Source organism: Shewanella sp. BJSY2023SW005, assembly GCF_047314585.1.
Lineage (GTDB): Bacteria > Pseudomonadota > Gammaproteobacteria > Enterobacterales > Shewanellaceae > Shewanella > Shewanella algae.
On record NZ_JBKORJ010000028.1, the window covers coordinates 17,213 to 35,333 of the forward strand.

The 18,121-nt window shown below is 51.8% G+C and carries 14 protein-coding genes, 1 tRNA gene, 2 rRNA genes and 1 pseudogene; 10 read left to right on the forward strand and 8 right to left on the reverse strand.

Going from position 1 to position 18,121, the window contains the following annotated elements; translation table 11 throughout:
- Positions 1-80 precede the first annotated feature (80 nt).
- The 5 genes from aceF to ampD all read right to left on the reverse strand — a co-directional run bounded on the left by aceF (position 81) and on the right by ampD (position 7,318).
- Complete coding sequence (aceF, locus tag ACMHXI_RS08875) at positions 81-2,054, reverse strand: dihydrolipoyllysine-residue acetyltransferase (protein WP_107111646.1); 1,974 nt, start codon at positions 2,052-2,054, stop codon at positions 81-83.
- 13 nt (positions 2,055-2,067) lie between these two features.
- Positions 2,068-4,734: a pyruvate dehydrogenase (acetyl-transferring), homodimeric type gene (gene aceE / locus ACMHXI_RS08880; RefSeq protein ID WP_044733568.1), complete on the reverse strand. Its 2,667-nt coding sequence runs from the start codon at positions 4,732-4,734 to the stop codon at positions 2,068-2,070.
- Positions 4,735-4,806: 72 nt separating this feature from the next.
- Positions 4,807-5,559, reverse strand: a complete 753-nt coding sequence (gene pdhR, locus ACMHXI_RS08885) for a pyruvate dehydrogenase complex transcriptional repressor PdhR (protein WP_025886793.1) — start codon at positions 5,557-5,559, stop codon at positions 4,807-4,809.
- A 275-nt stretch (positions 5,560-5,834) separates the two neighbouring features.
- Positions 5,835-6,686 (reverse strand): beta-lactamase regulator AmpE, encoded by an 852-nt coding sequence (gene ampE / locus ACMHXI_RS08890; protein WP_413734701.1) that lies wholly within the window; start codon positions 6,684-6,686, stop codon positions 5,835-5,837.
- 53 nt (positions 6,687-6,739) lie between these two features.
- Entirely contained in the window at positions 6,740-7,318 is a 579-nt protein-coding gene (gene ampD, locus ACMHXI_RS08895; RefSeq protein ID WP_208133942.1) for a 1,6-anhydro-N-acetylmuramyl-L-alanine amidase AmpD, read from the reverse strand.
- Between the two features lie 158 nt (positions 7,319-7,476).
- On the opposite strand from ampD, the gene nadC reads away from it, so the two are divergent.
- From nadC to ACMHXI_RS08945, 10 genes and pseudogenes are all read left to right on the forward strand, one after another.
- Positions 7,477-8,337, forward strand: coding sequence for a carboxylating nicotinate-nucleotide diphosphorylase (gene nadC / locus ACMHXI_RS08900; protein ID WP_413734703.1), 861 nt, complete (start codon positions 7,477-7,479; stop codon positions 8,335-8,337).
- Positions 8,338-9,200: 863 nt separating this feature from the next.
- Positions 9,201-9,632, forward strand: coding sequence for a prepilin-type N-terminal cleavage/methylation domain-containing protein (locus ACMHXI_RS08905; RefSeq protein ID WP_144159904.1), 432 nt, complete (start codon positions 9,201-9,203; stop codon positions 9,630-9,632).
- 45 nt (positions 9,633-9,677) lie between these two features.
- Complete coding sequence (pilB, locus tag ACMHXI_RS08910) at positions 9,678-11,384, forward strand: type IV-A pilus assembly ATPase PilB (protein ID WP_413734705.1); 1,707 nt, start codon at positions 9,678-9,680, stop codon at positions 11,382-11,384.
- A gap of 156 nt (positions 11,385-11,540) precedes the next feature.
- Positions 11,541-12,806 (forward strand): type II secretion system F family protein, encoded by a 1,266-nt coding sequence (locus ACMHXI_RS08915; protein ID WP_413734707.1) that lies wholly within the window; start codon positions 11,541-11,543, stop codon positions 12,804-12,806.
- 69 nt (positions 12,807-12,875) lie between these two features.
- Entirely contained in the window at positions 12,876-13,790 is a 915-nt protein-coding gene (locus ACMHXI_RS08920; RefSeq protein WP_144164451.1) for a prepilin peptidase, read from the forward strand.
- A complete protein-coding gene (gene coaE, locus ACMHXI_RS08925; RefSeq protein WP_054744929.1) occupies positions 13,791-14,402 on the forward strand; it encodes a dephospho-CoA kinase in 612 nt (203 codons plus the stop codon).
- The gene (zapD, locus tag ACMHXI_RS08930; protein ID WP_028779562.1) at positions 14,399-15,139 is read left to right on the forward strand and encodes a cell division protein ZapD; all 741 of its coding nucleotides are present in this window, start codon (positions 14,399-14,401) and stop codon (positions 15,137-15,139) included. Before coaE ends, zapD begins: the two co-directional genes overlap by 4 nt.
- A gap of 44 nt (positions 15,140-15,183) precedes the next feature.
- Positions 15,184-15,396, forward strand: coding sequence for a DNA gyrase inhibitor YacG (yacG, locus tag ACMHXI_RS08935; RefSeq protein ID WP_025886789.1), 213 nt, complete (start codon positions 15,184-15,186; stop codon positions 15,394-15,396).
- Positions 15,396-15,794, forward strand: a complete 399-nt coding sequence (gene mutT, locus ACMHXI_RS08940) for an 8-oxo-dGTP diphosphatase MutT (protein WP_115389375.1) — start codon at positions 15,396-15,398, stop codon at positions 15,792-15,794. Before yacG ends, mutT begins: the two co-directional genes overlap by 1 nt.
- A 77-nt stretch (positions 15,795-15,871) precedes the next feature.
- Positions 15,872-16,204, forward strand: a pseudogene (locus ACMHXI_RS08945) (transposase); the annotation flags it as partial.
- A 150-nt stretch (positions 16,205-16,354) separates the two neighbouring features.
- Here ACMHXI_RS08945 and rrf read toward each other — a convergent pair.
- The 3 genes from rrf to ACMHXI_RS08960 form a co-directional block, all read right to left on the reverse strand.
- Positions 16,355-16,470 (reverse strand): 5S ribosomal RNA (gene rrf, locus ACMHXI_RS08950).
- A gap of 116 nt (positions 16,471-16,586) precedes the next feature.
- Positions 16,587-16,662 (reverse strand) — tRNA-Val (locus ACMHXI_RS08955).
- A gap of 91 nt (positions 16,663-16,753) precedes the next feature.
- Positions 16,754-18,121, reverse strand: a 23S ribosomal RNA gene (locus tag ACMHXI_RS08960); the annotation flags it as partial.

Sequence of the window (18,121 nt, forward strand, 5' to 3'; positions counted from 1 at the left end):
CGTAAGGTGGGCGCATTTTAACCCGTGTTTGACACTGATCACAATAAACAAAAGGCCGCCCCGAGGGGCAGCCTGTTGTGTTAGAGGATCATTGTACGAATATCGGACAAGATACCTGACAGAGTGACGCTGAAGCGTGCCGCCAGGGCCCCGTCGATCACCCGGTGATCATAAGACAGTGACAGTGGCAACATCAGCCTTGGCTCAAACTCTTTGCCGTTCCACTTGGGCTTGATCTCAGACTTGGACACCCCGAGAATCGCCACATCCGGATAGTTGACGATAGGCGTAAACGCGGTACCGCCGATACCACCCAGGCTTGAGATAGTGAAGCAGCTGCCTTGCATGTCGGCTGCCTTGAGCTTGCCGTCGCGGGCCTTGATCGAAATTTCGGTCAGCTCGCGGCTGAGCTCAATAATGCCTTTCTTGTCCACATCACGCACCACAGGCACAACCAAACCGTTTGGCGTATCGACCGCCACCCCGATGTGGAAGTACTTCTTGCGGATCAGCGATTCACCGTCCGGGCTCAGGCTGGAGTTGAATACCGGGAACTGCTGCAGCGTCTTGGCAACCGCCTTCATCATGAACACCAGCGGAGTGATCTTCACATTCAGCTTCTGCTTGGCAGCCAGTTCGTTCTGCTGCTTACGGAAAGCTTCCATCTCTGTGATATCAGCCTCATCGAACTGAGTCACATGGGGAATGGTCACCCAGTTGCGGTGCAGGTTAGGGCCGGAGATCTTCTGGATCCGGGTCAGTGGTACTTCTTCCACTTCACCGAACTTGCTGAAGTCCACCTTAGGTGCATCGATAACCTGCAGACCACTGCCGCCGCCGACTGAGGTCGCCGCCGTAGCCTTGGGCCGAGACAGTTCATATTTCACATAGGCCTGCACATCCTCTTTGAGGATACGGCCCTTGCGACCTGTACCTTTCACCTGAGTCAGGTCAACACCGAACTCACGGGCCAGGCGACGTACCGCCGGAGAAGCGTGTACCGCACCTGTGTTAGGTTGGGCACCGGCACTCGGATGATGCGGCACAGGTGGACGACTCTGCGCTGCAGGCGCAGCCGCCGGTGCCGGAGCTGCTACCTCTGCCTGAGCAGGGGCTTCTGCCGGTGCAGCAACAGAAGCCACTGCGGCGCCTTGGGTCTCAACTGTGGCAATCACGCTGCCCTGAGACACCTTGTCACCCACTTTGACGGTCAGAGAAACCAGCTTGCCACCGAAGGGCGCCGGTACTTCCATGGTCGCCTTGTCGGTTTCCAGCGTGATCAACCCCTGATCGGCACTGATCTCATCACCTACCGCCACCAGCACTTCGATAACGTCCACATCGGCAGCATCACCGATATCGGGAACGGCAATCTCTTTCACTTCAACTTTGGCAGGCGCAGCTGCCTGAGCGGCCGCCGGCTGTGCGGCTGCTTGAGCCGCTGGCTCTTGTGGTGCTTCGGCAGCAGCACCAACTTCCAGCAGCAATACCAAAGAGCCCTGCGAAACCTTGTCGCCAACCTTCACTTTCAGTGACTTGACTGTACCCGCCTGAGGCGAAGGTACATCCATGGTCGCCTTATCGGTTTCCAGCGTGATCAACCCGGCATCGGCTTCAATAGCCTCACCTTCGCTCACCAGCACCTCAATAACATCGACATCTGCGGCATCGCCAATATCCGGCACTGTCACTTCGATGACCTGGCTGCCGCCGGCTGCAGGTGCGGCTGGCGCCGCCTGTGCTGGAGCGGGAGCCGCTGCCGGGGCAGGCGCGGCTTCAGCCTTGGGCGCTTCTGCAACAGGTGCAGCTTCTGCGCCTTCGGCGGCCATCAAGGCTATCAATGTGCCTTCAGACACGCTGTCGCCAACGGCCACTTTCAGCTCTTTGAGCACACCGGCGAATGGCGCAGGAATATCCATGGTCGCCTTGTCGCTTTCAACGGTAATAATGGAGTCTTCAGCCGCCAGGCTGTCACCCACATTGGCACAGATCTCAATAACCTGTACCTCGTCCCCGCCAATATCGGGAACCAGTACTTGTTTCATATCAGCCATTCTGCTTCCCCTCTTACGCGTGCTGTGGGTCGATCTTGTCGGCGTCGATGCCGTATTCGGCAATGGTCTTGGCCAGAACATCTACCGGCAGCTCGTTGCGGTCCACCAGCGACTTGAGCGCAGCAACCACGATGAACTTGGCATCCACTTCGAAGTGGTGACGCAGGTTGGCACGGCTGTCAGAGCGGCCGAAACCGTCGGTACCCAGCACCTTGTAGTCACAAGGCACGTAAGCGCGCAGCTGTTCGCCGTAGATCTTCATGTAATCGGTCGCGACAATGGCAGGCGCATCTTTGGCCAGCACTGTGCTCACATAAGGTACCTTGGCGGTTTCTGTTGGGTGCAGCATGTTCCAGCGCTCAACCGCCTGGCCATCACGCGCCAGTTCGTTGAAGCTGGTAACGCTGAACACATCAGTGCTGATACCGAAGTCTTTCGCCAGCGCCTGTGCCGCCTTGCGCACTTGCTCGAGGATAGTGCCGCAACCCATCAGCTGGACTTTGCCTTTACCGGAACCGGCAACGCTTTCCAACTTGTAGATACCCTTGACTATGCCCTCTTCCACGCCTTGTGGCATTTCAGGCTGAACATAGTTCTCGTTCATTGTGGTCAGGTAGTAGAAGATATCTTCCTGATCTTCGCCATACATGCGGCGAATACCATCCTGAACGATAACGGCAATTTCATAACCATAGGTTGGGTCATAGCTGATGCAGTTAGGAATGGTGTTGGCCAGAATATGGCTGTGACCATCCTGGTGCTGCAAACCTTCGCCGTTCAGCGTAGTCCGGCCGGAAGTACCACCTACCAGGAAGCCACGGGCGCGCATGTCGCCGGCGGCCCAAGCCAGATCGCCGATCCGCTGGAAACCGAACATGGAGTAATAGATATAGAAAGGGATCATCGGCGTATCATTGACCGAGTAGCTGGTCGCAGCCGATACCCAAGAGGACATGGCGCCCAGTTCGTTAATCCCTTCCTGCAGTACCTGACCGGACTTGTCCTCACGATAGTAAGCAACCTGATCCGCATCCTGAGGCACATATTTCTGGCCTTCGTGAGCGTAAATACCCACTTGACGGAACAGACCTTCCATACCAAAGGTACGGGCCTCATCCGGGATGATAGGTACTATCTTCTTACCTATGCCCTTGTCTTTCAGCAAGGCGGTCAATACCCGCACAAAGGCCATGGTAGAAGAGATCTCACGGCCGTTGGAGCCTTTGAGAATCGCATCGAAAATCTTCAGTGAAGGCACCTGCAGCTCTTCGCTGAATTTCTGCCGACGGGCAGGCAGATAACCCATCAGGGCCTCACGGCGTTCCTTGAGGTATTTGACCTCCTCGGAATCCGGTCCAGGATGGTAGAAGGGGATCTCTTCCAGCTTGTCGTCAGGGATTGGAATGTTGAAGCGGTCACGGAAGTGACGAATGGCTTCAATATCCATCTTCTTGACGTTGTGGGCAATGTTCTTGCCTTCACCGGCATCACCCAGACCATAGCCCTTGACTGTCTTGGCCAGGATCACGGTTGGGCGACCCTTGGTCTTCTTGGCTTTATCGAGCGCGGCGTAAATTTTCACCGGATCGTGACCACCGCGGTTCAGGCGCCAGATGTCATCGTCTGACATGTTGGCTACCATCTCGGCAGTTTCAGGATACTTACCGAAGAAGTGTTCACGGGTCCAGGCTCCGCCTTTGGCTTTACAGTTCTGGTATTCACCGTCAACAGTTTCGTTCATCAGTTGCAGCAACTTGCCGCTGGTGTCACGGGCCAGCAATGGATCCCAGTAACGACCCCAGATAACCTTGACCACTTCCCAACCGGCGCCGCGGAATTCACCTTCCAGCTCCTGGATGATCTTGCCGTTACCGCGCACAGGGCCGTCGAGACGCTGCAGGTTACAGTTAACGATAAACACCAGGTTATCCAGCTCTTCACGAGCGGCCAGGCCGATGGCACCCAGTGCTTCCGGCTCGTCACACTCGCCATCGCCCAGGAAGCAATATACTGTTTGCTCGGAGCAATCCTTAATGCCACGGTCAGTCAGGTACTTGAGGAAGCGCGCCTGATAGATGGCCTGGATAGGACCCAGCCCCATGGAAACCGTAGGGAACTGCCAGTAGTCAGGCATCAACTTGGGATGCGGATAGGAGGACAGGCCTTTGCCATCCACTTCCTGACGGAAGTTGGCCAGCTGTTCTTCGCTCAGACGACCTTCGAGGAAAGAGCGGGCATAGATGCCGGGGGCAATGTGGCCCTGGAAGTAAACCAGGTCGCCGCCATCTTTCTCGTTGGGAGCACGGAAGAAGTGGTTAAAGCACACATCATAGATAGTGGCACTGGATGAGAAACTGGAAATATGACCACCAAGCTCCAGATCTTTCTTGGAACCACGCAGTACCATGGCCAACGCGTTCCAACGCACAATGGCGCGAATGCGACGTTCCATCTCCTGGTTGCCCGGCATATGAGGTTCTTGCCCGGCAGGAATGGTATTCAGGTAAGCAGTAGTGGCAGTGTAAGGCAGGTGAGTACCGTTACGGCGAGCCTTTTCGATCAGCTTTTCCAACAGGTAATGAGCACGTTCGGGACCTTCCTGCTCCAATACGGCCTGCAGGGATTCTACCCATTCCTGTGTCTCTAACGGATCCAAGTCTTGTAGCATATTTTCAGACATGACACTGTCCTTCTATACATTGTATTAATAGTGATTACGACGTCCTAAGGTGGGCACTGGGCCGCCCCTGGGCTACACGCCGCTCTTCAAACGGCGCAGGCTACGCTGCAACCGGCTATCTTCTTCCCGTACCGACAACATGACTTCCTCGATATAACTCAAGTGGTCATTGGATGCTTCACGCGCGGCTTCGGGATCGCGGCGAACAATTGCGGCCAACAGGGCCCGCCTATGTTCATTTGCCATGGAAGAAGCTTCTTCGCGACGGCTCAGAAGCTCCAGGTTTTGCGCCACATTTTGATGCAGCACAGGAGTTAAACTCAGTACCAGGTGCAACATGGCAACATTGTGTGATGCCTCTGCCACAGCCCGGTAAAAATGCACAATGGCAGCGGCTTGCGCTTCGATACCCTCGGCGTCTTCCACTTCCTGGATCATCCGCTTGATATTCTGCATATCGGCGTCTGTTCCGCGCAGGGCGGCAAAATAGGCCATCATGCCTTCGGTGGCATGACGGAACTCCAGCAAGTCGTATTGACTCTCCGGATCACCCTGCATAAGTTCGACTATGGGATCGGCAAGACTCTGCCATAACTGTTCTTTGACGTAGGTACCACCGCCCTGACGGCGCAGCAGTAATCCTTTGGCTTCCAGCTTTTGAATCGCTTCCCGCAGTGAGGGGCGGGAGACTTCAAATTGCAACGCCAACTCGCGCTCAGGAGGTAACTTCTGACCCGGCTGTAGGCTGCCTTCAAGGATCATCTGTTCCAACTGATTCATGATGACGTCAGAAATCTTTGGCTGACTGATTTTGCTATAAGCCATCTGGCCCTCAGCTCCTATTGTAAATTGGTCTTACCAATTTCTACGAGTGAGCGCACTTTATCAAATCACACTTTTAAAGTCCAGTTAGTGATCTGCATCAAGTCAACTCACGATGTGTGAGCATAGCCTATATTTTTTCTTCTGGGGTCAGACCAATTAACAAGCCTCAATCTGCCTATTCCTTCACCGCTGCTCAACCTAGGAAAGTTGCGGCAAACACGCCTTTATCAACAATGTTTGCCTTGTCAAAGCGCCCAAGCCGGTTCAGCGCTTGTTTAACTGACCAGACCAAAGATGGTCAACAGCGACAAAATAGTGATCAGCAAGGTCGAGTTGCGCTTACTGAGAGCCAGCAGCGCCAAGGTAGATTGTACTGAAACCGGCACATCTTCATCTTCCGGCAGGGTTTCGGCGGCCAGGGCCACTTCTGTCACTATTTCTCTCGGCTTAGAGTCCAGACTCAACGCCAGTTGGCACCAACGGGGAAAAGCATTACTGAAATGGCCGCACAGCACATAGCCAAAACCTATTATCCGTGCCGGCAACCAGTCGAGCCAATACAGCAGGGTATGTACCACGGGCCACTCTTTGCCCAGGCGCTGACGCCTTTCATCAAAAAAACGCACGCTGCAATAAAACACGGCGCCTACAGGACCAAACAAGATAAGGAACAGCGCCACGGCGCCATAATAGCGATAGTTGAGCCAGGCTACGCTCTGCCCCACCCGGCTGCCCAACTCACGCTCGCTGACCGCATCCAGGCACTCACTGCAATCCAGCTCACCGGCAAAATGAAAACTGGCCTGCACATCACCACGGCAGGCAGCCTGCACATAACGCTTAAACAGGCGTCTTTGATGCTGATGGGAAAAACACACTACCGCCAGCGCTACCCACAACAGCAGCGAAGGCAAACCCCAGAACCATCCATTCACTACCCATAGTGCCACTGCCACTGTCACGGCAGGCAATAGCAGCGCCAGTATCATACCGCCCACAGTACCCAACTGGCTGTCGGTAAACATCTGCTTTTGATACCAGCGCAGCCCACTGTCCAACTGCCAGCGGGCAGGCAAGAGCTTCAAACGTTCAACAATAATTGCGACCAACAGGGAAAACAGTGCCATCTTTTCTTCTCCTTGCTATCTTGAGGCCTGCGGCCATAACAGAGCTACACCAGTCACAACGCCTGTAAATATCTTTGCCAATCAAATCCCGGGCCAGGGTCTGTCTTGCGCCCCGGCGCGATATCGCTGTGACCCACTATTCTCTCTTTGGTGATATCCGGGTAAGCCTGCTGCAAACTCTGGGTCAGGGTAATAAGTTTATGATACTGCTCTTCGGTAAAGCCGGAATCATCTGTGCCCTCCAGCTCTATGCCAACGGCAAAATCATTGCAGCCGCTGCGACCTTCAAAGTTCGATACCCCGGCATGCCAGGCGCGCTGATCCACAGAAACAAATTGGCGCAACTCACCATCACGGCGAATCAGAAAATGTGCCGAAACTTCCAGTCCTTTCAGCCCAGCGAAACTGGCATCGGCCTCAATGTCCAGAGTACCCAAAAATAGCTGCTCTATATAAGGCAAACCAAAGCGGCCGGCCGGCAGACTGATATTATGGATTACCAAAAGGCTCACCTCGCCATCGGGCCTGTGATTAAAGTGAGGTGAAGGGCTGGGCTCAGCCTCTTTATACCAGCCTTCAACCCATAGCTTTTGCGCCAAATGCTCACTCCCCTGACTCTGATAACCATACATACAGCAGCACCTTGGCTGTAGTCACATTGGCTCAAAATAACTTCGAGCCTAGCCACGGCCAAATGTGACTCCAACACAATACCAGCAGCGCCCCTTATTATGCTAATCTAGCAGCATAAATTTCCCCAATAATCCCGAGTCAATCAAGGACGCGCATCATGCTCGAAAATGATATCAGGGTCAGTGTCAAAGTCGCACTGGACGAAGACCTTGGCCACCAAAAGGCCTCCGAGGGCGATATCACCGCCCTGTTGATCCCCGAAGATAAACACGCCGAAGCCACCCTTATTACCCGCGAAGAAGGTGTCTTTTGCGGTAAGGCCTGGGCCGAGCAGGTATTCAATCAGCTCGGAGGTGAAGTGGCGTTGCACTGGCATGTGGATGATGGCGACCTTGTGCTGCCCAATCAGCTGCTGTGTGAACTCTCCGGCCCGGCGCGCCTGTTGCTCACCGGCGAGCGCACCATGATGAACTTTATTCAAACCCTCTCAGGGGTAGCCAGCCTGACCAAAGTCTACTGCGACAAACTGGTTGGCACCCAGTGCCGCTTGCTCGATACCCGCAAGACGCTTCCCGGCCTGCGCACAGCGCAGAAATATGCCGTCACCTGCGGCGGCGGCAAAAACCACCGTATCGGTTTGTTCGATGCCTTCCTGATCAAAGAAAATCATATTATGGCCTGTGGCAGTATCGCCAATGCCATCTCCGCCGCCCGTGAGCTACGCCCCGAAAAACCTGTGGAAGTAGAAGTAGAGAATCTGGAAGAACTGGCTCAGGCACTGGAAGCCGGCGCCGACATAGTCATGTTGGACAACTTCGATGTCACCATGATGCTGCAGGCAGTTGAGCTCAATAACGGTTTCAAGGCCAAAGGGCTTGGCGCCAAACTCGAAGTCTCCGGCGATGTCACGCTGGAAACCATAGCGGCTTTCGCCCAAACCGGAGTCGACTATATCTCGGTCGGAGCTCTGACCAAGCATGTGCGAGCCATGGATCTCTCCATGCGCCTCAAGGGCTGATAACCTCTTTTAGGCATACCCTGATATCTATGGGTATGCCTTTCCAGCCAGGGCCCAACGGATAGCGGTTAAACCTGCAGCTGAAGCAAGCCGAAAGTACTTGGCGCCAATCGATAAGTTCCAAGAAGTCGTACCAAGGTGTGCTTTGCCAGACCGGCATCATCAACATATTGAAAGTCATTTAAATTCAAAAGCCTATAACAACCATTTAGCAGTGTGTCAGTAAGCATCTGTCAATGATGCTCTCAATCAGCTGCTTGGCCAGTCCTGATACCGGTTGCAAACAGGTAAATTCTTGCTCACAACCCACCCAATCACCAAGAAACAAAACTGCAACAATTGTATTTAAGCAAATGATGAAATTGTATATTTTTTTGACAACGCCACTTCCCTGACACTTATTTCAGTAACTGTCAAAATACTGTTGCCGGTAAAACTTGGTGATCAGTAACATTTTTGATTTTTTTCCGAAATTTACGCTGCTTTTTACCGATTGTGGATTCCATTTTCAGTAACTTTATACTAACTTTTATGGCAGGCGAGATGGCCGTTTTTGGCCAACCTCACCGACAAGGTAACCACCCAAACTGATATTTGTTTATGGCATAACGCAGTTACAACTGTAAAATACATGCTTTGAGTAAATACTCAGTTCCTTGAGGTGCGGTTTGCCGGAACGACATACGATAAACTTAAATGGTTTTGCTGAACTGATTGAGTCTGATCCAACACGCTCTGGGGCATAAAGCCACCCGAGCTGGAATCGCCAGCAACACAACTGAACAGGTTTCAGGCTGGTAGGAATAAGAGTAACAGGGACTAAGTTACCGATTCGCTCAAGACGGCAACGATGGAGAAAGCAAATGAAAGGTATCAAACTTAACAAACGCGCTCAGGGTTTCACCCTGATCGAACTGATGATCGTAGTAGCCATTATCGGTATTCTCGCAGCAATCGCACTGCCGGCTTACAAAGACTATGTCACTTCTGCACAAGGTGGCGCGGCTATGAAAGGCATCACAGCATTTACGCAAAAGGTTCAAACTTGTATTGAAACAGGTATTGGATGCGACACTATTGACAAAGAGGTCGGTGGGAATGCCAAGTTAAGCACAACAATAACTTTTGCACAGGGTGCAACTGGTACTTTAGTATGGACTGAACCAAAGTGTGTTCTGACAGCAACATTCGCAGCCCCTACTGCAACTACTCCTGGCTTAAGCTTTGCAATGGCTAAAGGCGCAACCGGTACAGATGATGATTTAGCGATCTGTAAAAAAGGTGCAGGAATTTAATAACAGTTAATAAGCTGATTATTATTGGGAACAGATGAGATAGGCATGCCTACTTCTGGGTTACATTTAGGATTGTCCACTCTGTTTATCCGTAAAGGGCTACTCAATGAGGGTAGCCTTTCGGATGCCATTAAGCAGTCGCAAAAGAACAAACAAACACTGGTCACCACTCTGGTGACCAGTCAACTTTTATCCGCCCGCACTATCGCTGAGCTCTGTTATGAAGAGTATGGCACCCCGCTGCTGGATCTCAATGAGTTTGATTTAAGCAGTATCCCGGAAGAGTTTCTCAATAAAAAGCTAATCGACAAGCACCGCTGCCTGCCGTTATTCAAACGTGGCAACCGCCTCTATATCGCCACCTCAGACCCCACCAATATTGCCGCTCTGGAAGATTTTCAGTTCAGCGCCGGCCTCCATGCCGAGGCGATACTGGTAGAGGAAGATAAACTCAGTAAAGCACTAGAAAAAGTGCTTGAAGAGGACTTGAGTTCATTGGACCTCGATGGTTTGGATGAGGAATCCCTCTCCGGTATCGAAGTCACGGATGCTGACAAGCGTCAGCAGGAAGAGAATGAAGGCAAAGACGATGCTCCTATCGTCATCTATATCAATAAGATTTTGACCGATGCCATCCGCAAGGGCGCATCGGATCTTCATTTCGAGCCCTACGAGAAACGCTACCGCATCCGTTTTCGTATCGATGGCATCCTCCACGAAGTATCTGAGCCCCCCATTTCTCTCTCAGGCCGTATCTCTGCCCGCTTGAAGGTAATGTCCAAACTGGATATCGCCGAGCGCCGAGTACCCCAGGATGGCCGCATCAAGATGAGGCTGTCGCGCAACAAGAGTATCGATTTCCGGGTCAGTACCCTGCCCACCCTCTGGGGTGAAAAGATAGTGATGCGGATCCTCGACTCCTCTTCCGCGCAATTAGGAATCGAAAAACTCGGCTATGAGGAAGACCAAAAACAAGCCTATCTGGAGATGCTGGCAAGGCCCCAGGGAATGATCTTGGTAACAGGCCCTACCGGCTCTGGTAAAACCGTTTCCCTCTATACCGGCCTCAATATACTCAATACCGAAGAGCGCAATATCAGCACCGCCGAAGACCCAGTGGAGATCAACCTGGAAGGGGTCAACCAGGTACATATCAACCCCAAGGCAGGGCTAACCTTCGCCTCGGCGCTGCGCTCTTTTTTACGTCAGGACCCGGATGTGGTGATGGTGGGGGAAATTCGCGACCTGGAAACCGCCGAAATCGCCATCAAGGCGGCGCAAACCGGCCACTTGGTACTCTCAACCCTGCATACCAACTCCTCGGCCGAGACTCTCACCCGCCTGCTCAATATGGGGGTACCAGGTTATAACATTGCCAGCTCTGTCAACCTGATTATTGCCCAGCGCCTGGCCCGCCGCCTCTGCCCCGAATGCCGCCAACCGGAAGATATTCCCGAGCATGAACTGCTGCAACTTGGCTTCAGTCAGCAGCAGATAGACGCAGGATTTACCCCATATAAGCCCTGCGGCTGCGAATTCTGCTCCGGTGGCTACAAGGGCCGGGTCGGTATCTATGAGGTAATGAAGATGTCCGATGAAATCGCCAGAACCATTATGGAGGGCGGTAATTCGCTGCAGATTGCCACCACCGCCAAACAGCAAGGGATGCGCGATCTGCGCCTTTCCGGCCTTTTAAAAGTGATTCAAGGCGTCACCAGTATCGCCGAAGTGAACCGTGTCACCAGCTACTGATTGAATTATTATGCCTATTGGAGGTCCGGCGAAGTGATACAACTCTGGGACCAGCCAAATAGATAACAACCAGAGAACCAGTTAACAGGCAACCTCCCGCGAGTCTGGCTAAAATTAACTGCAGGCGAGCAAATAAGCATATTGCAAGGAACAATTATGGCAACCGCAACGGCACCAGCAAAAAACAATAAAGCCAAAAACAAAGGCGCCAAAGCTCAACCCAAGATCCACACCTTTACCTGGAAGGGACTCAATCGTGACGGCAAACTCAGCTCCGGCGAACTGCGCGGCACCAGTATCACCGAAGTAAAAAACCTGCTTAAGGGCCAGGGGATTAACCCCAAGACGGTACGTAAAAAATCAGCGTCCATGTTTGGCGATAAAAAGATTAAGCCGATGGATATCGCAGTGATCACCCGTCAGATAGCTACTATGCTGGCTGCCGGCGTACCACTGGTAACAACTATTGAGTTGATCGCTCGCGGCCATGAAAAAAATAAGGTTCGTACTCTACTCGGCACTGTACTGGCCGATATCCAAGCCGGTATTCCACTCTCCGATGCCCTCCGCCCTCACAGAATCTATTTTGACGACCTCTATGTCGACTTGGTTGCCGCCGGTGAACATTCAGGTTCTTTGGACGCCGTATTCGACCGTATCGCCACTTACAAGGAAAAATCCGAAGCATTAAAATCCAAGATCAAAAAAGCCATGTTCTATCCCGCTGCTGTGGTTATTGTCGCTATGGCGGTAACAGCTTTGCTATTAGTAGTCGTAGTCCCACAATTCGAAAGTATTTTCGCGGGTTTTGGCGCCGAACTGCCTGCCTTTACCCAATTAATTGTCAATATCAGCCGCGGCCTTCAGAGTACCTGGTATCTATTTCTAGCTGGTATCGTTATCAGTGTCTGGCTGTTTGTCCGTGCTCACCGCAATTCAGAGCACTTCCGTAACCGTATCGACGAAATGGTGCTTAAGATCCCCGCGATAGGAGATATCTTACATAAAGGTGCTATGGCCCGTTTTGCCCGCACTCTGGCCACCACTTTTGCCGCCGGGGTGCCGCTGATTGATGGCCTGGAGTCTGCCGCCGGCGCCTCCGGTAATTATGTTTACCGTAAGGCGCTATTAAATGTGCGCACCGAAGTAATGGCCGGGATGCAGATGAATGTTGCCATGCGCACCACCAAGCTTTTTCCCGATATGTTGATCCAGATGGTGATGATAGGTGAAGAATCCGGCTCATTGGACAACATGCTCAACAAAGTCGCCAATATCTATGAGATGCAGGTAGACGATGCCGTAGATGGCCTTTCCAGCCTGATAGAACCTATTATGATGGTAGTTATCGGCACTATAGTCGGCGGGCTTATCGTCGGCATGTATCTACCTATCTTCAACTTGGGTAAAGTGGTAGGTTAAGGCTGGCTATTCGCCGAAATGTAATAATAAAACCAACACTTAACTGTTTTTAGGGTCGCTTAATATCGCATGTCAGAATTTATTGCCGTATTGAGCCACAACCAGTGGCTCTTTCTTGTTCTCTGTTTTTTGTTTGCCTCAGTAATAGGTAGCTTTCTCAATGTGGTAATCCACCGCCTGCCGGTAATGATGAAGCGCGAATGGCAGCAGGAATGCAATCAATACCTGCAGGAATATCAACCCGAATTCGCCAAACAGCTGGGTGAAGCCAAGCTTAATGCACCGATAGATAACTACCCGGCCAAGTACAATCTGATACTGCCGAAGTCTGCCTGCCCCAAGTGTGGCGCCCATATCAAACCCTGGCACAACCTCCCCATAATCGGCTATTTGTTGCTTGGCGGTAAATGCGCCTCCTGCAACACAGCTATTTCAGCGAGATACCCGATATTTGAGCTACTGACCGCCCTGCTTATCAGTACTCTCGGTTGGTATTTTGGCCCGACACTGCAGTTTGTTTACGCCACTATTCTCACCTTTGGATTGATAGCCCTCAGCGGGATAGATTTGGATGAAATGCTGCTGCCGGATCAGATTACCCTGCCGCTACTGTGGCTTGGTTTACTGGTTAATATCTCGGGCACCTTTACTAATCTGACCGATGCCACCATAGGGGCCGCTGCCGGCTATTTAAGCCTCTGGTCGGTCTACTGGCTATTTAAACTGCTCACCGGCAAGGAAGGCATGGGCTATGGCGATTTCAAGCTGATGGCATTGTTTGGCGCCTGGCTTGGCTGGCAGATGTTACCTCTAATTATTCTGCTCTCTTCTCTGGTCGGTGCCCTAGTAGGCGTTTTACTTATTCTGTTCAAGAACCTTAATCGGGGTAACCCTATCCCCTTTGGCCCTTATATTGCTATCGCAGGTTGGGTCGCTTTGGTGTGGGGGCAACAGATTGTCGACTGGTATTTGGGAACACTCTAAATGGCCGAATTTATTGTAGGGCTCACCGGCGGTATCGGCAGCGGCAAAACTACGGTCGCCAATCTGTTTGCCGAGCAGGGAATTGTCTTGGTCGATGCCGATATCATTGCCAGAGAGGTAGTAGCCAAAGACTCAGATGGCCTCAGGCAAATTGGTGAGAAATTTGGCCCTCAGATGCTGACACCCGAAGGCAATCTGAATAGAGCGGCGCTGAGGGAACAGATATTTCATCATCCGGAAGACAGGGAATGGCTCAATGCCCTGTTGCATCCCATGATACGTTCTCGCATGTTGGCACAGGTTAAGGCGGCAAACTCCCCTTATGTCATCATGGTGGTGCCTCTGCTTTTTGAGAATGGCCTGGATAAACTGGTGAATCGCACTCTGGTGGTAGATATTTCACCAAAATTACAGTTACAGCGAACTATTGAGCGGGACAAGGTGTCTAAGGAACAGGTTCAAAACATTATCAATAGCCAGAGCGACCGCAATAGCCGACTCAACAAGGCTGATGATGTGATTGACAATCAGGGAGAAATCACCGCGCTACAAGCTCAAGTACTGGCGCTGCATAATAAATACTTACAGCTGGCAGATCCTATACACCCATGAACACGACAGAACTGATATTCGAACAGCCGTTAAATGAAAAGATCCGCAGCTATTTGCGTCTGGAATATCTCGCCCGTCAATTGGACAATAACCTCCAGCAAGATCATCAACATAGATGCTTCTACCCACTATTCTCCCTCTGTGAACTCACCGAACGCTGTGATTACCGCAGCGAAGTCATCAAAGATATCGACCGCCAATTAATCCAACTGCAAAGCTGGCAACAGCAGGACGATGTAGACCAGCAGCAACTCCAGTACTATCTCGAGCAATTCTCCCATGCCAGAGAAGAACTGCAACGTCCACAGCGCCCCGGCAGTCAGCTTAAGCAAGACAGATTCATATCGGCGCTCAGACAAAGATTCAGCATGCCTGGTGCTTGCTGTAACTTCGATCTGCCACAACTTCACTTTTGGCTGGCTAAGCCTTGGGAAGAACGCTGTCAGGAGTACCTCCAATGGACCAGTCACTTCAGCAGCCTACTACAGCCCATCAGTCTGCTGTTGCAACTTACCCGTATGAGCTGTGAATATCGTGATGCTGTAGCCCATGCCGGCTTTTACCAAGGCGACAGCCAACAAAGCTTGTCGCTGGTCAGAGTCAAGCTGGATGCAGAGCAAGGCTGCTACCCCACCATTAGTGGTCACAGAAACCGCTTTGCCATTCATTTTGTGCAGTTCGAACAACAAAAGCATTCCGACAAAACCGTCAAATTCCTACTGGCGACCTGCGGCTAAACTCTTTACCATGGGCGCCATCAGTTAGCCCAAGAGATACAAAAATGCCTATCACTGTTAAGTGCCCCACCTGTCAAAAAGAGGTGGAATGGGCCCCCGAATCCAAATTCAAGCCCTTCTGTAGCGAGCGCTGTAAACTCATCGATCTCGGTGATTGGGCCTCGGAAAAACATGCCATCCCGGTCAAGCCAGAGTTTGATGAACAACTGCTGGATGAACTGGGCTACGATGAAGGTAATTTCTTCAAGGATCAGTAATGACAAAAAGAGTACATGTAGCGGTCGGTATCATTAAATCCGGCAAGCAGATCCTATTGGCCAAGCGTCATGGGCATCTGCACCAGGGAGGAAAATGGGAATTTCCAGGAGGTAAAGTCGAAACCGGCGAAACCGTCACCCAAGCTTTAGCCAGAGAACTGGCGGAAGAAGTCGGGCTTAACATAGCCGCCTCTACCCCTTTTATGCTGTTGTCTTATGACTATCCAGATAAGCAGGTGTTACTGGATATTCACCTGGTCACTGAATTCAGCGGCAATGCCTATGGCGTAGAAGGACAGGAAGTCGAATGGGTGCACTTGGATAAACTCCAGGAATATACTTTCCCGGATGCCAACCAACCGGTTCTTGATAAAATCCTTACAGAGTTTTCAAACTAACCCCTAAGCCAGCCGCCTAAGCTGGCTTTCTTATTATCCCTATCTTTCAGATTCAGATATCCCAAATCCCCCCAACAGTGGTCATCGTTGATGGCACAGGCTAGCATACTATGGATACCGTAATACCTTTCTCAAGTCTCACTTTGATTAAGTTACCCGCCTATTCTCCAGAGCTGAACCCAATGGAGCAAGTTTGGCAATGGCTCAGACAACACTGTCTTTCCAACCGAGTATTCGATTGCTACGAGCAAATTGTTGAGCAAGTATCCCGAGCCTGGAATACCTTCATTGAGGATACTGGTCGGGTGAAATCTCTGTGCTTCAGAGACTGGATGAATCTGACCAGACAAACGGGTCGAGCCATATCTCACATGGGGGCGAAAGACATCTGCTCATCAAGCACAGCTTGATAGATGGCTGTAGCGCGAAGCAGCTTGGCTGCGAGCTGAGGGGACCGCACTGCGTAAGCAGCTTTGGGCTGCATGTTAAGTCGTTCTCGCTGGAAGCGAGACAAACAGAAAAGCCCTAGCATTTAGCTAGGGCTTTTCTGTTTGTTAGGCGTCTGGCGATGACCTACTCTCACATGGGGAGACCCCACACTACCATCGGCGCGATTGCGTTTCACTTCTGAGTTCGGGATGGGATCAGGTGGGACCACAATGCTATTGTCACCAGACATAAAATTGTATGGAACAAATTTTAAACGCGCTTTAGCGCGGCCCGTTAGGGTCAAATACAGGGATGTATTTGATAAATTCATTCCTAAATTCAGAAAGCTGTTGCTTTGAAATGTGGTGGTCGCTACTGGGATCGAACCAGTGACCCCCTCCTTGTAAGGGAGGTGCTCTCCCGGCTGAGCTAAGCGACCGGTATTCTTGGCTGTGCTCTTTTCAGAGCCTGAGTTCAAACTTCAATCAAGTATCCGACTTCTTCAAGTCCGTAAAACCCATCTGGGTTGTATGGTTAAGCCTCTCGAGTCATTAGTACAGGTTAGCTCAACGCCTCGCAACGCTTACACACCCTGCCTATCAACGTCCTGGTCTCGAACGGCTCTTCAGAGGGCTCTAGGCCCTAGGGATGACTCATCTTGGGGCTCGCTTCCCGCTTAGATGCTTTCAGCGGTTATCGATTCCGAACGTAGCTACCGGGCAATGCCATTGGCATGACAACCCGAACACCAGCGGTTCGTCCACTCCGGTCCTCTCGTACTAGGAGCAGCTCCCCTCAATCATCCAACGCCCACGGCAGATAGGGACCGAACTGTCTCACGACGTTCTGAACCCAGCTCGCGTACCACTTTAAATGGCGAACAGCCATACCCTTGGGACCGACTTCAGCCCCAGGATGTGATGAGCCGACATCGAGGTGCCAAACACCGCCGTCGATATGAACTCTTGGGCGGTATCAGCCTGTTATCCCCGGAGTACCTTTTATCCGTTGAGCGATGGCCCTTCCATTCAGAACCACCGGATCACTATGACCTGCTTTCGCACCTGCTCGACGTGTCTGTCTCGCAGTTAAGCTGGCTTATGCCATTACACTAACCGTACGATGTCCGACCGTACTTAGCCAACCTTCGTGCTCCTCCGTTACTCTTTGGGAGGAGACCGCCCCAGTCAAACTACCCACCAGGCACTGTCCCTAACCCCGATTAGGGGCCCAGGTTAGAACATCAACACTACAAGGGTGGTATTTCAAGGTTGACTCCAACAAGACTGGCGTCTCATCTTCATAGTCTCCCACCTATCCTACACATGTAGGGTCAATGTTCAGTGCCAAGCTATAGTAAAGGTTCACGGGGTCTTTCCGTCTAGCCGCGGGTATACGGCATCTTCACCGCAATTTCAACTTCACTGAGTCTCGGCTGGAGACAGCGTGGCCATCATTACGCCATTCGTGCAGGTCGGAACTTACCCGACAAGGAATTTCGCTACCTTAGGACCGTTATAGTTACGGCCGCCGTTTACCGGGGCTTCGATCATGAGCTTCTCCGAAGATAACCCAATCAATTAACCTTCCGGCACCGGGCAGGCGTCACACCGTATACGTCATCTTGCGATTTTGCACAGTGCTGTGTTTTTGATAAACAGTTGCAGCCACCTGGTATCTGCGACTCCCGTCAGCTCTGAGAGCAAGTCTCGTCACCAACAGGAGCGTACCTTCTCCCGAAGTTACGGTACCATTTTGCCTAGTTCCTTCAGCCGAGTTCTCTCAAGCGCCTTGGTATTCTCTACCCGACCACCTGTGTCGGTTTGGGGTACGATTCCTGCTAACCTGAAGCTTAGAAGATTTTCCTGGAAGCATGGCATCAACCACTTCATCCCCTT

Coding starts and splice junctions, on each gene's coding strand:
- aceF (WP_107111646.1), bottom strand. CDS start 2,054: ATGGCTGATATGAAACAAGTACTGGTTCCCGATATTGGCGGGGACGAG.
- aceE (WP_044733568.1), bottom strand. CDS start 4,734: ATGTCTGAAAATATGCTACAAGACTTGGATCCGTTAGAGACACAGGAA.
- pdhR (WP_025886793.1), bottom strand. CDS start 5,559: ATGGCTTATAGCAAAATCAGTCAGCCAAAGATTTCTGACGTCATCATG.
- ampE (WP_413734701.1), bottom strand. CDS start 6,686: ATGGCACTGTTTTCCCTGTTGGTCGCAATTATTGTTGAACGTTTGAAG.
- ampD (WP_208133942.1), bottom strand. CDS start 7,318: ATGTATGGTTATCAGAGTCAGGGGAGTGAGCATTTGGCGCAAAAGCTA.
- nadC (WP_413734703.1), top strand. CDS start 7,477: ATGCTCGAAAATGATATCAGGGTCAGTGTCAAAGTCGCACTGGACGAA.
- ACMHXI_RS08905 (WP_144159904.1), top strand. CDS start 9,201: ATGAAAGGTATCAAACTTAACAAACGCGCTCAGGGTTTCACCCTGATC.
- pilB (WP_413734705.1), top strand. CDS start 9,678: ATGCCTACTTCTGGGTTACATTTAGGATTGTCCACTCTGTTTATCCGT.
- ACMHXI_RS08915 (WP_413734707.1), top strand. CDS start 11,541: ATGGCAACCGCAACGGCACCAGCAAAAAACAATAAAGCCAAAAACAAA.
- ACMHXI_RS08920 (WP_144164451.1), top strand. CDS start 12,876: ATGTCAGAATTTATTGCCGTATTGAGCCACAACCAGTGGCTCTTTCTT.
- coaE (WP_054744929.1), top strand. CDS start 13,791: ATGGCCGAATTTATTGTAGGGCTCACCGGCGGTATCGGCAGCGGCAAA.
- zapD (WP_028779562.1), top strand. CDS start 14,399: ATGAACACGACAGAACTGATATTCGAACAGCCGTTAAATGAAAAGATC.
- yacG (WP_025886789.1), top strand. CDS start 15,184: ATGCCTATCACTGTTAAGTGCCCCACCTGTCAAAAAGAGGTGGAATGG.
- mutT (WP_115389375.1), top strand. CDS start 15,396: ATGACAAAAAGAGTACATGTAGCGGTCGGTATCATTAAATCCGGCAAG.